General features: G+C 34.2%; 10 protein-coding genes, 1 tRNA gene, 1 other RNA gene, 1 pseudogene, 1 riboswitch and 1 other annotated feature. Of the genes and pseudogenes, 12 read left to right on the forward strand and 1 reads right to left on the reverse strand.

What is annotated here, in order from left to right; all coding sequences use genetic code 11:
• Window positions 1-157: 157 nt before the first annotated feature.
• From rnr to AC0LWJ_RS01230, 4 genes are all read left to right on the forward strand, one after another.
• Window positions 158-2,296: a ribonuclease R gene (rnr, locus tag AC0LWJ_RS01215; RefSeq protein ID WP_474237168.1), complete on the forward strand. Its 2,139-nt coding sequence runs from the start codon at window positions 158-160 to the stop codon at window positions 2,294-2,296.
• A gap of 125 nt (window positions 2,297-2,421) precedes the next feature.
• Window positions 2,422-2,889 carry an SsrA-binding protein SmpB gene (gene smpB / locus AC0LWJ_RS01220; protein ID WP_474237167.1) on the forward strand — a complete coding sequence of 156 codons (468 nt, stop codon included), beginning with the start codon at window positions 2,422-2,424 and terminating at the stop codon, window positions 2,887-2,889.
• 3 nt (window positions 2,890-2,892) lie between these two features.
• Window positions 2,893-3,242: a transfer-messenger RNA gene (gene ssrA, locus AC0LWJ_RS01225) on the forward strand.
• Between the two features lie 13 nt (window positions 3,243-3,255).
• Window positions 3,256-3,331 (forward strand) — tRNA-Ala (locus AC0LWJ_RS01230).
• A 91-nt stretch (window positions 3,332-3,422) separates the two neighbouring features.
• Here the strand turns inward: AC0LWJ_RS01230 and AC0LWJ_RS01235 are convergent.
• Entirely contained in the window at window positions 3,423-5,522 is a 2,100-nt protein-coding gene (locus AC0LWJ_RS01235) for a glutamine synthetase III family protein (RefSeq protein ID WP_474237166.1), read from the reverse strand.
• A 337-nt stretch (window positions 5,523-5,859) separates the two neighbouring features.
• On the opposite strand from AC0LWJ_RS01235, the gene AC0LWJ_RS01240 reads away from it, so the two are divergent.
• The 8 genes and pseudogenes from AC0LWJ_RS01240 to AC0LWJ_RS01275 all read left to right on the forward strand — a co-directional run bounded on the left by AC0LWJ_RS01240 (window position 5,860) and on the right by AC0LWJ_RS01275 (window position 15,508).
• Entirely contained in the window at window positions 5,860-7,095 is a 1,236-nt protein-coding gene (locus tag AC0LWJ_RS01240) for a magnesium chelatase ATPase subunit I (protein ID WP_474237165.1), read from the forward strand.
• A 197-nt stretch (window positions 7,096-7,292) separates the two neighbouring features.
• Window positions 7,293-7,340: pseudogene (locus AC0LWJ_RS01245) on the forward strand (hypothetical protein); the annotation flags it as partial.
• A gap of 111 nt (window positions 7,341-7,451) precedes the next feature.
• A complete protein-coding gene (locus tag AC0LWJ_RS01250; protein ID WP_474237164.1) occupies window positions 7,452-8,003 on the forward strand; it encodes a vWA domain-containing protein in 552 nt (183 codons plus the stop codon).
• Between the two features lie 292 nt (window positions 8,004-8,295).
• Window positions 8,296-9,780, forward strand: coding sequence for a [FeFe] hydrogenase H-cluster radical SAM maturase HydG (gene hydG, locus AC0LWJ_RS01255; protein WP_503031453.1), 1,485 nt, complete (start codon window positions 8,296-8,298; stop codon window positions 9,778-9,780).
• A complete protein-coding gene (locus AC0LWJ_RS01260; protein ID WP_474237162.1) occupies window positions 9,764-10,090 on the forward strand; it encodes a hypothetical protein in 327 nt (108 codons plus the stop codon). Before hydG ends, AC0LWJ_RS01260 begins: the two co-directional genes overlap by 17 nt.
• Window positions 10,091-10,219: 129 nt before the next feature.
• A riboswitch (TPP riboswitch) is annotated at window positions 10,220-10,325 on the forward strand.
• Window positions 10,326-10,383: 58 nt separating this feature from the next.
• Complete coding sequence (thiC, locus tag AC0LWJ_RS01265; RefSeq protein ID WP_474237161.1) at window positions 10,384-11,679, forward strand: phosphomethylpyrimidine synthase ThiC; 1,296 nt, start codon at window positions 10,384-10,386, stop codon at window positions 11,677-11,679.
• A 141-nt stretch (window positions 11,680-11,820) separates the two neighbouring features.
• Window positions 11,821-11,873: a sequence feature (sodium ion sensor (DUF1646 type); this cis-regulatory element may regulate processes involved in with the transportation of sodium ions), on the forward strand.
• Between the two features lie 66 nt (window positions 11,874-11,939).
• Window positions 11,940-12,992, forward strand: coding sequence for a DUF1646 family protein (locus tag AC0LWJ_RS01270; RefSeq protein WP_474237160.1), 1,053 nt, complete (start codon window positions 11,940-11,942; stop codon window positions 12,990-12,992).
• A 158-nt stretch (window positions 12,993-13,150) separates the two neighbouring features.
• The gene (locus AC0LWJ_RS01275; protein ID WP_474237159.1) at window positions 13,151-15,508 is read left to right on the forward strand and encodes a sugar phosphate nucleotidyltransferase; all 2,358 of its coding nucleotides are present in this window, start codon (window positions 13,151-13,153) and stop codon (window positions 15,506-15,508) included.
• Window positions 15,509-15,524 lie beyond the last annotated feature (16 nt).

The raw sequence follows: 15,524 nt of genomic DNA on the forward strand, positions 1-15,524 counted from the left end.
TTACCATATAAGAGATTGGTGGAGATTTAGACCATATACATTTACTTATAGAATGTTCGCCTTACAGGGTACCAATTGCAAGATTGGCTGCCGCACAAGCTGCAATAAAGAATGAATGAAATAGATTTTTCAAATTTGAGATTGTGGGGAATGATAAATGAATATTAAGGGAAAAATTTTGGAACTTATGGAAAGCGTGAATTATAAACCTTCGAAAATAGATAATATATTAAAATTAATGGATATAGAGTATAATCAGAAACATATCATTGAAGGTGTGTTGAAGGATTTAATAAAAGAAGGGATTATATATAAAACAAAAAACGGAAAATATACGTTGCCGGAAAAAATTGACCTTATACGTGGAAAAATAGATGCAAATTCAAAAGGATTTGGATTTTTAATACCGGACAATAAAAATATCAAGGATATATTTATATCGGCAGATAATATGAACAGTGCAATGCATAATGATGTTGTGCTTGTACGTGTTAACAAAAAGGTGGAAGGCAAAAGATGGGAAGGAGAGGTTATAAAGATAATAAAGAGGGCTAATCAGACTGTGGTTGGCACATATGAGAAAAGCAGGAATTTTGGGTTTGTAGTACCGGATGATAAAAAGATTTCACAAGATATATTTATTCCAAAATCAGATGATATGAATCCTGATAATGGTATGAAGGTTGTTGTCAACATTACTAAATGGCCTGAAAGGAGGAGAAGCCCGGAAGGAAAAATTATTGAGATTCTTGGAAGGAAAAACGAGCCGGGAATAGATGTATTATCCGTTATAAGGTCATATAATATTCCCGAACAATTTTCTGATAAGGTTTTGAAAGAAGCTGAAGAAATAAAACAGGAAATCGAATCTGAAGAAATGGAAAGGAGAATAAACTTAAGCAATTTAAATTTGGTGACAATAGATGGAGAAGATGCTAAAGACCTTGATGATGCTGTTTGCGTACAAAAGCTTGATAATGGCGATTATATACTATATGTAAGTATTGCAGATGTTAGCCAATATGTGAAAGAAGGGTCAGAGCTTGACAAAGAAGCTATAAATCGCGGATGCAGTGTATATTTCATTGATAGGGTAATACCCATGCTTCCACAAAGATTATCAAATGGGATATGTAGTCTAAACCCCAATGAATACAGATTAACACTGACAGTGAAAATGAAGATAAATAAAAAAGGCGAAGTTGTCGACCATAAAATATTTGAAAGTGTTATAAAAAGCAAAGAAAGAATGACATATACAAATGTTTATAAATTGCTTGAAGAGGATGATGAAGAACTTAAAAAGCGTTATGACAATTTAATAAATGATTTTAGGTTAATGAAAGAGCTTGCATTAATACTGCAAGAAAGGCGTAAGAAGCGTGGAAGTGTGGATTTTGATTTTGAAGAAGCAAAAATAATTGTAGATGAAAATGGGAAACCTGTAGATATTGTTAAAGTTGAAAGAAATATTGCTCATAAATTAATTGAAGAATTTATGCTTGTAGCCAATGAAACAGTAGCAGAACACATGCATTGGATAAATGTGCCTTTTGTGTACAGAGTCCATGAACATCCTGATATGGAAAAATTAATAGCCTTTAATAAATTTATTCATAATCTTGGATACCATATAAAAGGCATCAATGGTGATGAAATACATCCAAAAGCCTTGCAAGAGCTGATAAAAAAAGTCAAAGGAAAGAGTGAACAAAGAGTAATAGAAACCTTGCTATTAAGGTCTTTAAAAAGGGCAAGGTATAGTCCGGAAGAATTGGGACACTATGCCCTTGCAACACAATATTATGCACATTTTACATCACCAATAAGAAGGTATCCTGATTTAATAATACACCGAATTATAAAAGAGAATATTAATGGGCAACTTAATGAAAAGAGGCAGCGCCATTATAATAGGATATTAAGTGAGATAGCAGAAAAAGCATCTGAAAGGGAAAGAACAGCGGAGATGGCTGAACGTGAAATAGAGACTTTAAAAAAAGTAGAGTATATGCAGGATAAAATAGGTAAGATTTATAAAGGGATAATATCAAATATTACCAATTATGGATTTTTTGTTGAACTTGACAATACAATAGAAGGGCTGGTGGAAGTTGACTTGCTTGAAGATGATTATTACCACTTTGACGCAGAAAATTATACGTTGATTGGAGAACATACAAAAAAGAAATTTTCTATTGGTGATGAAGTTTATGTTAAAGTAGTTGCTGCAAATCCGGACAAAAGAGAAATCGACTTTGCACTTGCGGTACCGGAGGAATTGCCAGAAGCTTAGCCTTTATTTTTTGCTTTGAGCAGGCAGTATTGACATAGCAATTGTATGTGCTATAATATAAAAGCATAGATATCTTGTTTGCAATACAATATGTAGGGTAGATTAACTAAGAAAGAGTGGATAGCATGGCTAAAGAAGATATAAAAATAGTGGCACAGAATAAGAAAGCTGGTCATGACTATTTCATAGAAGATACCTATGAAGCAGGTATTGTACTTACAGGTACAGAAGTAAAATCAGTACGTATGGGAAAGGTAAATTTAAAAGACGGTTTTGCAAGGATTGTAAATAATGAGGTTTATTTATACAATATGCATATTAGCCCATATGAAAAAGGCAATATTTTCAATAAAGACCCTTTAAGAACACGGAAATTGCTTTTAAACCGACATGAAATAAATAAGCTGATGGGGTATGTAACTCAAAAAGGATATACATTGATACCCACGAAGGTGTATTTAAAACACGGACTTATCAAGATTGAATTAGCTGTTGCAGTAGGTAAAAAACTTTACGATAAGAGAGAAACAATAGCTAAGAAAGATGCAAAAAGAGAAATTGAAAAACATTTTAAGGAAAAACAGTATATTTAACATGGGGGTGTACTGGTTTCGACGGGGGTAGTTGAGGTAAGAGTAGCAGGTCGAGGTTCCATCAGCTCGATAAACGGTGGACTTAAATATAAACGCAAACGATAATTTAGCTTACGCTGCTTAATTGTAAGTAGCCGTTCAACCTGTGATTCCCACATTACAGGATTGGGCGTCGATTTAGTGGGGAACTGGTTTGCCAAAGCTTTGAGTTAAGCCGGATTTTATGAAGCTACTGAAGTGGTTATCTTGTCACCAGGAGAACCATGGAGGAAATGTCAAATTGGTGAATGAACCTGGAGAAGCTTTTACTATGACACCCTCGGACCGGGGTTCGATTCCCCGCACCTCCACCATACATAAAAACATGGGGGTATAGCTCAGTTGGGAGAGCGCTTGAATGGCATTCAAGAGGTCAGGGGTTCGAATCCCCTTATCTCCACCAAGTATATACACGTTAACAATTCATAAACAAAAAAGATATTGCCTTTAAAAAGTGCAATATCTTTTTTAAGTATCGATTAGCGTCAGAAAAGTTATACGTTAAATAACATATCTGCATATGTTGGCAACGGCCAAATTTCTGCATCTACAATTGTTTCAAGCTGGTCTCCTATTTCTCTTAATGAATTCATTTTTTCAAATATTTCATCTCTGTAATAACTTGCCAGCTTAAATGTATCATCTTCTATATTTGCAGCACCATTAACAGCATCTTCAAGAATAGTAATTCTCTTTTTAAATTCTGCAGTTAATGAAGAAACTTCTTTAAGGAGTTCTTCCTGTGGTTTTATTTCAACATTAAGCCCGGTTTCTTTTATAGAATTAATTGATTCCGCAATTTTTGTTGCAAATTTTATTGCAGCCGGCAATATCTGACGTTTTGCCATATCAAGCATTGTCAGTGCCTCGATGTTTATCGTCTTTATATATTTTTCAAGTAAAATTTCATAACGTGATTCTAATTCAACTTTGCTTAGGACACCATGTTTTTCCATTACTGCGACATTTTTTTCCTTTAACAATACAGGGATCGCATCAACCATTGATCGTATATTTGGGAGTCCTCTTTTTTCTGCTTCTTCAATCCATTCATTGGAATACCCATTGCCATTGAATATTACTTTTTTGTGTTCCTTTATGATTTCCTGTAAAATTGCTTCTACTTCTTTATCAAAGTTATCAGTTTTTTCAAGTCTGTCTGAAATTTGTGAAAGCGCTTCAGCTACTATTGTATTAAGTATATAATTGGCTGTTGCAATTGAGGAAGATGAACCAACCATTCTGAACTCGAACTTATTGCCTGTAAATGCAAATGGCGATGTCCTGTTTCTATCTGTCGAATCCTTTGGAAGTTCTGGGAGTGTTGTAACCCCTATTTTCAATGTTCCGCCCTGCTTGGAACTTGTGGCTCCTCCATTTGCAATTTGCTCTAAAATATCAGTAAGCTGTTCACCGAGGAATATTGAAATAATAGCCGGAGGTGCTTCATTTGCTCCAAGACGATGGTCATTTCCCGGTGATGCGCAGGATACCCTGAGTAAATCTGCATATTCATCGATTGCTTTTATTACCGCACATAAGAATATAAGGAACTGTGCATTTTCGTGAGGTGTTTTTCCGGGATCTAAAAGATTTAAACCATCATCTGTACTCATTGACCAGTTATTATGTTTACCGGAGCCATTTACGCCTGCAAATGGTTTTTCATGCAATAAACATACTAAGCCGTATCTTAGAGCGATTTTTTTCATCATTTCCATCGTCAGTTGATTGTGGTCTGTAGCTATATTTGTTGTGTCATATACAGGAGCAAGTTCATGTTGTGACGGTGCTACTTCATTATGTTCTGTTTTTGCAGAAATTCCAAGTTTCCAGAGTTCTCTATTAAGCTCCTGCATAAAGGAAAAAACTTTTTCTTTTATGGAGCCAAAATAATGGTCTTCCATTTCCTGCCCTTTTGGAGATTTTGCACCAAACAATGTTCTTCCGGTTAGTATAAGGTCTTTGCGCTTGTCATAAAATTTTTTATCTATTAAGAAATATTCCTGTTCAGGACCTACGGTTGTTATAACCCTTTTTGCCGTATTATTTTTAAATAATCTTAATATACGAAGAGCCTGTTTTGATAATGCCTCTGAAGAACGAAGAAGCGGTGTTTTGAGGTCAAGCGCTTCACCCGTATATGAGCAAAAGGCTGTAGGAATGTAAAGTATATTATCTTTAACAAAAGCAGGCGATGTACAATCCCATGCGGTATAACCTCTTGCCTCAAAAGTTGCCCTTAATCCGCCGGAAGGAAAAGAAGAAGCATCAGGTTCACCTTTTATTAGCTCTTTTCCGGAGAATATGGTGATAACTTTTCCATCTATTGTAGGTGATATAAATGAGTCATGTTTTTCCGCAGTTATTCCTGTTAATGGCTGGAACCAGTGTGTAAAGTGTGTAGCACCTTTTTCTATTGCCCAGTCTTTCATTGCATTTGCTACAACTTCAGCAACAGTAGGATCCAAAGGGAGTCCTTCATCTATAGTTTTTCTTAAAGCATTATAGGTAGCTTTGGGCAGTCGTTCCCTCATTACTGCATCATTAAAAACATTTGAGCCATAAATACTAGTTAATATGTTGTCTGTCATAATAAAACCCCTTTCATTTTTAAATAGTAAAAAATTGCAAAATAAAACAAAGGCATCATTAACACACTTAGATATATTAATGAAACACCTTTGCTTCATTTATCAAATATTTTATTTTACTTTGAAAACTTACTTTTTTATATTATCATATTTTAATTTATTATGCAAGTATTTTTATTTAATTATGTGGAAATAATCTCAATATATATTTTCTGTTAGTTGTGTTTATCATTTAAAAATGTTATAATTCAGTTGATAATTATTAAATTATAAAATGAATAAAATATTAAAATATGTTGGAATATTTATAATGTCAATGAGGAGGAATTTATATAATATGTATTATCCATTTTGCGCAATAGTAGGACAGGAGCAGATGAAAAAAGCCTTAATATTAAATGTTGTTAATACAAGATTATGTGGTGTTTTAATCAGGGGCGAAAAGGGAACAGCCAAGTCAACAGCAGTACGTGCCCTTGCGGAGCTTTTACCTGAAATAAAGGTGGTAGAAGGATGTCCCTTTGGATGTGACCCGGAGAATCCCGCTCTTATGTGCAGGGATTGCAGGGAAAAGTGGGAAAAAGGAGAAGAACTGCCCGCAATAACAAGAAAAATGCGTGTAATAGACCTTCCTATAAGTGCTACGGAAGACAGGGTCGTAGGTACTATTGATATAGAAAAGGCAATAAAAAAAGGAGAAAAATCCTTTGAACCGGGTGTACTTGCAGAAGCCAACAGAGGCATTCTCTATGTCGATGAGGTAAATCTCTTAGATGACCATGTGGTAGACATATTATTAGACTCGGCAGCGATGGGTGTAAACATTGTAGAGAGGGAAGGAGTATCCTATTCACATCCTGCCAACTTCATACTTGTAGGGACGATGAATCCGGAAGAAGGAGATTTAAGACCGCAGCTTTTAGACAGGTTTGGGCTGTGTGTAACCGTAGAAGGAATAGAAGACCCAAAAGACCGTGTGGAGATAATAAAAAATACCCTTGCATTTGAAGAAGACCCGGCGAAATTTTCTGAGAAATGGGAAGAGAAGCAGGAAGAATTAAGGCAAAAGATTATAAATGCCAAAAAACTTCTGCCAAAGGTAAAGGTTGATGATGAGATGCTTGAACTGATAGCGCATATTTCCCTTGATATGGGGGTAGACGGTCACAGGGCAGACATAATAATGATGAAGACAGCATTAACCATTGCAGCATACAAAGGCAAAGACAATGTGACAGAAGAAGATGTAAAAGAAGCGGCAGAACTTGTATTACCGCATAGAATGAGGAAGAAACCCTTCCAGCAATCTCAGATGGACCAAGAAAAATTGGAACAGACATTTAAGGAAGAAAAAAAACGGTTCCAAACGAAAGAAAAACCTATTTTTAAAGAACAAAATAGACAGCAGGAACAAAAACCAAAAACGGAAACAAAAAAAACAGAGCAGATGTTAATGGAACAAGGAACAACATCATCTCATAATCAGCAACAGCAGTTTAGCGGCAGTCAGATGCGACCTGAAATAGAGTTGGAGGATATTGAAGAGGATAAAAAAAAACTGATGAATCTATAGAAAGAAGCAGTGCTGAAAATGAAAAAAATTCTGAAGGGGATGTATATGGAATAGGAGAAGAATTTTCCGTAAGGGATATTGTTCTTCCAAAAGATAAAGCTTTAAGGAAGAAAGGTTCAGGCAAAAGAAGTTTAACAAGGATCAACAACAAATCCGGCAGGTATGTTAAAAGCAGGATACAGAGACTAAACAATGATATAGCTTTTGACGCCACATTAAGAGCAGCGGCTCCTTACCAGACGAGCCGGGATAAAGAAGGGCTTGCAATATCGATTAAGGACAAGGATATAAGGGAGAAAGTCAGAGAAAAAAAGATTGGAAATTTAATTGTATTTGTTCTTGATGCAAGTTGTTCAATGAGTGCTAATCAGCGTATTATGGCGACAAAAGGCGCTATTGTGTCCCTTTTAATCGATGCATATCAAAAAAGAGATAAGGTGGCAATGGTTGTATTTAAAGGTGAATCGGCAGAAGTGGTTTTACCGCCAACCTCCAGTGTAGAGCTGGCATATAGGTTGATGGAGGAACTGCCTACAGGAGGAAAAACCCCCCTTTCTGACGGCTTGTATAAAGGATTGCAGTTGATAAAGAATGAAATGTATAAAAATCCTGATATATATCCTGTAATTGTATTAATCTCGGATGGAAGGGGTAATGTAAGCAGGGGTTCTAAAAAACCTAAAGAAGAAGTTCGTGAATTGGCGTTAACGATAAAAAATGAAGGAATAAAAACTATCGTTATTGATGTTGAACAAGAATGTTTGTTTAAGTATTATTCAAAGTATTATTCGGAAAAAATTTCTCCTGCAAAAGAAATTGCAGACCTTATGGATGCAAAATATTATCGGATTGACAATCTTAAAGCTGAGTCAATAATAGATGCAGTAAAGCAATCTCTTGAGATTTAATTGAAAAAAGTTTCAAAACAAGACAGGATAGTTAAAATCCAAGAAAAGGTTTGACAAATATAATAAAGGATATTATAATACAAGAAAAGGGGAAGGTATACTCCTGACAAAAACGAGTTATTTCGCTTTGAAGGGAGTCCGACAACTTAATAAAAAAGTCCTGCGAAAAGGGTATTTTCCTGAGGGCAAGGGACTTTACGGAAATTCGGAAGTTGAAATTCTGAAAAGTCTGCTTTTTGCCAAAATGGGAAGCAGGCTTTTTTAATAACCCTTTTAAAAATCTTGGAGAGGGATGAAAGATATGTTAAGCAGGGAAGAAAAAGAATGGCTTGATGATAGAGCAAAAAAGATAACCGAGTATGAGGAAAAAGAAACAAGAAAAGACTTTATTGATGATGACAAAATAGAAAGCATTTTACAAAACAATAGGAATCCTGAACCCCAAAGAGTCAGGGATATATTATCAAAAGCAAAGTTATTGAAGGGACTTACACCGGAAGAGGCAGCTGTACTTTTAAATAATGAGAATCAAGATTTATGGCAGGAAATTTTTGAAACGGCTCACCAGATAAAACAACAGATATATGGAAATCGTATTGTTTTATTTGCACCTCTTTATATTTCAAATCCTTGTGTTAACAACTGTGCTTATTGTGGTTTCAGGCATAGCAATGATAGCTTGAAGGAAATGGTACTTTCAATGGAAGAGCTGAAAAAGGAAGTGCAGGTTTTGACCTCCCATGGGCATAAACGTTTAGTTATTGTTTATGGTGAACATCCTGTCAGTGATGTGGATTTTATGTGCAAGACTATTGAAAAGATATATGCAACAAAGGATGGCGATAATGAAATAAGAAGGGTAAATATTAATGCAGCTCCTCTTTTTGTAGATGAATACGAAAAGATTAAAGAAGCCGGGATAGGCACATATCAAATATTTCAGGAAACCTACCATCATGAAACATATAAAAAGGTTCATCCAAAGGGCAGTTTAAAATCCTTTTATAAATGGAGGCTTTTCTCTCTTCACAGAGCGCAAGAGGCTGGTATTGATGATGTTGCTATTGGAGCATTGTTAGGCCTTTATGATTGGAAGTTTGAGGTATTGGGTCTGCTTTATCATGCTATGGATTTAGAAAGAGAGTTTGGGGTAGGACCACATACTATTTCTTTCCCCCGTTTGGAGCCGGCAGTTAATACACCATTTCTCAGAAATCTGCCATATAAAGTAAGTGATGAAGATTTCAAAAAATTGGTTGCTGTTATACGCTGTTCTGTACCATATACAGGTATGATATTAACATGCAGGGAAAGTCCTAAACTTCGTAAAGAGGTTATTCCTCTTGGTGTATCACAAATTGATGCAGGTTCAAATATCGCAATAAGAGGATATCAAGATGCCGAAAAAGAAGGGCTTGAAAACAGGGAACAATTTCAGTTAGCTGACTCTCGACCTCTTGACGATGTTTTATATGAACTATGTGAACAAAATTATATACCTTCTTTCTGTACGGCAGGTTATAGAGCTGGAAGAACGGGATGTCAGTTTATGTCCTTTGCAAAGGAAGGAAAGGTAAAGTATTTTTGCACTCCTAATGCTATTCTTACATTTAAAGAATATCTGATGAACTATGCTTCGCCGAAAACTAAGATGATAGGAGAAAAAGTAATCAATGCTTATTTAGAGGATTTCAAGCAGGAGAAGCCGCAAAGAGCAGAGAAATTAATGGAAATGTTAAATGATATTGAAGGTGGTAAACGTGATTTGTACTTCTAAAAAAGAAGCGGTTATTTCATTTTTAAAAGCGGTTTTTGAAAAAGAGGATATGAATCACAGTCTTACTGAGGCAGCAAGACTTATTTGTGAACTTTACCCGATTAAAAAGGTATATTTTGCAAAATCCCTTGGTAAAAGAATGCATTACTTAACAGGTTATGGAGATGAAACCTATTTACCTGCTGAAAAGATATTTCTTGCAAATAATATATGGGTTTTTATAGAAGCCACTGATGAATTAAAACTTTTGGACAAAAAACAGCTTATTTATTTATTAAAACTGACAGTTACATGTCTTGTAGAGCCTTAAATCTTAAATAATGATACAAGGAGTTTTTCTTTTTGCTCTTGACAGATGCGTAAACAAATGCTAAAATTTATACATCAGTACGGGAATATTATACAATAGAGAATACAATAAATTAATATAATTAAAAAATTCGTTACCAGGGGGTGCTGTATAAAAGCGGCTGAGATGGGGAATTCCCCAAACCCTTTGAACCTGTTTGGATAATACCAGCGGAGGGAAGGTGCCATATTAACAATATCGGTATATATACCGCATTCTTCTGGATGCGGATTTTTAATTTGGGAGGTATTAAATTGACTCAGTTAAAAAAAGCAAAAGAAGGAATTATAACTGAAGAGATGAGGGAAATAGCAAGACTTGAAGGGATAGAGCCACAACAAATAAGAAAGGGCGTAGAAGATGGGAAAATCGTTATACCTTTTAATCCAAATCATAAAGGATTAAAACCCTGCGGTATTGGTAATGGACTTAGAACTAAGGTAAATGCCAATATTGGAACATCGGACAAATATCCTGATTCACATCCTGAACTTGTTAAAGCTAAAGCTGCAATTGATGCCGGAGCTGATGCTATTATGGACCTTTCTACAGGGGGCGATGTTAAATTTATACGTAAGGCAATAATCTCTGAGGTCAATGTGCCTATAGGTACGGTTCCAATATATGAAGCAGGGATTATAGCACAGAATAAAAAAGGCAGCATAATAGAATTTACTGTTGATGAGCTTTTTGATATTATAGAGGAACATGCTGAACAGGGAGTGGATTTTTTGACGGTTCACTGCGGCTTGACGCTGGAAGCTGTAGAAAGGCTTCGCCGGGAAGGCAGGATAACTGATATAGTAAGCAGAGGCGGGGCTTTTATTACCGGTTGGATGCTAAAAAATGAAAAGCAGAATCCTTTATATGAGCATTTTGATAGGTTGCTGGAAATTGCCGGAAAATACGATGTTACTCTAAGCTTAGGGGATGGGTTAAGACCCGGTTGTATTGCCGATGCTACTGACCGTGCTCAAATTCAGGAGCTTATAATACTGGGAGAATTGGTTCAAGAAGCATTGAAACAAGGAGTACAGGTTATCGTTGAAGGACCCGGACATGTGCCGCTGAATGAGATTCAGGCGAATGTCCAGCTACAGAAAAAAATTTGTCATGGAGCACCGTTTTATGTATTAGGTCCCCTTGTGACTGATATAGCAGCAGGCTATGACCATATATCCGCTGCCATAGGTGGTGCTATAGCGGCAGCGGCGGGTGCTGACTTTTTATGTTATGTGACTCCTGCAGAACATTTAGGACTTCCAACAGAAGAGGATGTAAAAGAAGGCGTTATTGCCTCGAGAATTGCTGCACATGCGGCAGATATAGTTAAAGGAGTTACCGGAGCAAAAGAATGGGATTTAAAAATGGCAAAAGCGCGGAAAGGTTTAGATTGGGAAGCACAGTTAAAATTAGCTGTAGACCCTGAAAAAGCTAAAAAATACAGGGATGTAAAAAATCCATCAGATGTAGAAACATGTACTATGTGCGGAAAATTATGCGCTATGGATTTAATTGCGAAATTCATTAAAAATAGCAATAATGGTTAGTAAAATAAACATCTTCAATTTCTAATGAAGGTGGAGGTATAAATATAGAAATAAAAATTACCGAATAAATATTAACTTTAAAAAAATTTTGCTTAATGCAGATTTTATGATATAATAAGGTAAACTTAATAAAATTTTTTCGGTTGATCAAGTTTTTACTTGAATCAAGATTTTGGCTTTCAGGGTGGAAAGTTCATCTTAATGATGGGTTTTCCGCTCTTTTAATTTTATCATAAATTTTTTAATAGAAAGGTGATACTATGATTACAACAGCTTTATTTGTAATATTGGTTATGATTTTAATACTTCCTTTTTTAATTAGAACTATCGAAGTTAATATTGAGTATTTTCTTTTTGTTATGGGAATTATTGCAACACTTGTATCAGGTGTACTATCATTTAAATTTTTTTCCCATATATTAACGAATCATCTAATGTATTTAATAACAGGTGCTGTTTTTTTATTTGGAATTTTATTTGAATTTTTTAAAGATAAAATAAAAAATATAATAGCATTAATTTTAAAACATATTTCTCTAAAATTTTTTGTATTTTTGTTAATTGTAATTCTTGGATTAACTTCAAGCTTAATTACGGCAATAATCGCTGCATTACTATTAGTTGAAATAGTTCATGTATTGCCTTTAAAGCACAAAGACAAAGTAGCTATAACTGTTATTGCATGTTTTTCAATTGGTTTAGGTGCTACCTTGACTCCAATTGGAGAACCACTGTCGACAATAGTAGTTTCAATTTTAAAGGCGGATTTTTTTTACCTTATTAGAACAATTGGCATATATATTTTTAGTGCAATAATTGTTTTGGGAATCATTGGAGTATTTTATATTAAAACATTAGAAAAAAATAATAATAAAGAAGAAAAAAAATATTTTAAAAAAGAAAATAAGGGAATAAAAGAGATAGAAAAGTTTCAATACATTTTTGTTCGTTCATTTAAAATTTTCATTTTTATATTAGCTCTTGAACTTTTGGGGGCAGGATTTAAACCACTTGTGGAAACTTATATTATTCATCTTGATGCCAGATTTTTGTACTGGATAAATATGATTTCTGCAGTATTGGATAATGCAACATTAGCATCAGCGGAAATAGGCCCTGCAATGGGAGTAGAACAAATTAAAGCAATATTAATGGGATTATTAATAAGTGGTGGTATGTTGATTCCAGGGAATATTCCTAATATTATTGCAGCTGGCAAACTAAATATTAAGAGCCGCGAATGGGCAGCAATAGGTATTCCTTTGTCTTTAATTCTTTTGCTTGTATATTATATCTTGTTTTTTATTATTTGAGTTTACATGTTCTTTGAAACCTGTAAACTCATCATCAATTCTTTCAAAATTTGTATCACCATTGAACTGATATTCCAATGAAATGAATAAAAAATTTTAATTAATAGATACTAACGATAGCGGTTTTAATTTCAGCATTGGAATAAGAAGGTGATATGATGAAAGCAATAATAATGGCAGGTGGTGAAGGCAGCAGGTTAAGGCCTTTAACATGCGGGATACCAAAACCTATGGTTCCGGTTCTGACGGAGCCTGCAATAAAGCATATAATAAAGCATCTTAAAAAGTATGGCATCAAGGATATAGGTGTAACGCTTTTTTATTTACCAGATAAAATAAAAAATTATCTTCAAAGTGAATATGGGAACAGTATAAGATATTACATTGAAGAAAAGCCCCTTGGCACAGCAGGAAGTGTAAAAAATGCCTCAGATTTTATTGATGAAACATTTGTTGTTATGAGTGGTGATGTAATTACAGATATAGACCTTAAATCTGCATATGAGTTTCATAAAAGCAAGGGTTCCAAAGCAACACTTGTATTAGTAAAAGTTGATATACCATTGGAATACGGGGTTGTAATAACTGATACAGACGGTAAAATAGAGAGGTTTTTGGAAAAGCCGTCGTGGGGTGAGGTCTTCAGTGATACTGTAAATACAGGCATATATATTATTGAACCTGAGGTACTAAAAAATATACCGGAAGATAATATATTTGATTTTAGCAAAGATTTGTTTCCATATCTATTGAAAAATCATATACCTATGTATGGATATATAACAAAAAACTATTGGTGTGATATTGGCAATAGCATGCAATATCTTCAAAGTCATTTTGATATCTTAAAAGGTAATATTGACCTTGGGTTTAATAAGAACTTATTATTAAACGCTATTTATACAGGGGAAAATACAAGTATTTCATCATCTGCTAAATTAATTAAACCTGTTTATATTGGGGATTGCGTAATGATATGTGAAAATGCTGTTATTGGTCCCAATGCAATAATTGGAAACGGTTGTATTATAAAGCAGGGTTCCTCAATAAAAAACAGTATACTTTGGGATAATGTTAAAATCGGACCAAATAATGAATTAAGAGGATGTGTCATATGTAATGGTGTAAAGACAGAAAAGAATGTGAGGATATTTGAAAATGCGGTTTTAGGAGAAAATAGTTTCATAAAAGCTTATAGTGAAATAAAAACCAATGTTAAAATATGGCCAGATAAAATAATCGACAGTGGCATAGTTGTAAATAAAAATGTGGTTTGGGGTTCGGGAATAAGAAACCTTATATTTGGAGCAAGAGGAATAAAGGGGGTATTTAATGAAGATTTGACACCTGAATATTTGGTAAGCCTTGGGGAAGTAATAGGCAATATTTTTTCAGGGAATATTGCCATAGGACATGATGGAACAAATATCTCAAGGTATTTAAGTGACTGCATTGTTAGAGGCATGTTATTTGCGGGTGCAGAGGTATTATATGCTGATTATGCTTTACTTCCAGCTTTGAGATACATTGTTAGGAAGAACCACTATAAAGCTGGTGTATATATAAGAAATGAGGAAGAAGATAATTTAAGAATATTAATTATGGATGAAAACGGTTGCGATATTGATAGAGGCCTTGAAAAGAAAATTGAAAATAAATTTATGCTAAGCGATTATAAAAGAGCTTCTTCAGATAGTCTAAAACCTATTAAAAATATAAATATAAATAAAGATTATACAGATTTTCTTTTAAGGGAAAAGCCTCGAAATATTTATGGTATTAGAGTAAAATTTATGGATGAAATAACGAAGAAGGTGTTTGATTTTATAAATAAAAATTCTAATATGGTATTAATAACAGCAGGAAACAATTATGATGTTGGAATAAAGCTTTCACGAGATGGTGAATACATTGAATTATACGATGATACTGGCAGTATATTTGATGATGATGAACTAAATTATCTTAGATTATTAATTGAAAATGAGTATGGAGATAGAAATTTTGTTATACCTTTTAATAGCTCAAAGTTTTTATATGAAATGTCGGAAGCATTTGATTTCAAAACTGTTTCAAGTAAACTGTCTCATAATGATAAAATGAAAAAAATGTTAGAGATGGAAGGCGAAATTCCAAAGACAAACTCACAGTTCAACTTAAGCTTTGACGGGATAAATTTTTCATTAAAACTATTTGATTATATTGAAAATAAAAAAAAGAAATTATCAGAAATTAGGAAAGAGATTCCTCAAAGCGTCAAATTAAATAAGTTGGTCAAGTGTGAATGGAAAGATAAAGGGTTGATTATAAAAAAGTTTTATCAGGATTCAAAGAATACACTTGCTGATTTTTTGGACGGAATAAGATTTGATTTAGGTGATTCATGGGTTTTAATTGTACCTGACCCTGAACTTGCAGCATGCAGGCTTTATGTGGAAGCTTCTTCAAAAGAGAAGGCAAAAAATCTTATAAATGAATATGAACAAACGATAAAAAAGATACTTGCAGAAAAATAAGTAAAAAGAACATTGC

Source organism: Aceticella sp. 75b-Ac, assembly GCF_056032965.2.

Excerpts from the sequence above, each read along its gene's own strand:
- rnr (WP_474237168.1), top strand. The coding sequence starts at position 158 with ATGAATATTAAGGGAAAAATTTTGGAACTTATGGAAAGCGTGAATTAT.
- smpB (WP_474237167.1), top strand. The coding sequence starts at position 2,422 with ATGGCTAAAGAAGATATAAAAATAGTGGCACAGAATAAGAAAGCTGGT.
- AC0LWJ_RS01235 (WP_474237166.1), bottom strand. The coding sequence starts at position 5,522 with ATGACAGACAACATATTAACTAGTATTTATGGCTCAAATGTTTTTAAT.
- AC0LWJ_RS01240 (WP_474237165.1), top strand. The coding sequence starts at position 5,860 with ATGTATTATCCATTTTGCGCAATAGTAGGACAGGAGCAGATGAAAAAA.
- AC0LWJ_RS01250 (WP_474237164.1), top strand. The coding sequence starts at position 7,452 with ATGAGTGCTAATCAGCGTATTATGGCGACAAAAGGCGCTATTGTGTCC.
- hydG (WP_503031453.1), top strand. The coding sequence starts at position 8,296 with ATGAAAGATATGTTAAGCAGGGAAGAAAAAGAATGGCTTGATGATAGA.
- AC0LWJ_RS01270 (WP_474237160.1), top strand. The coding sequence starts at position 11,940 with ATGATTACAACAGCTTTATTTGTAATATTGGTTATGATTTTAATACTT.
- AC0LWJ_RS01275 (WP_474237159.1), top strand. The coding sequence starts at position 13,151 with ATGAAAGCAATAATAATGGCAGGTGGTGAAGGCAGCAGGTTAAGGCCT.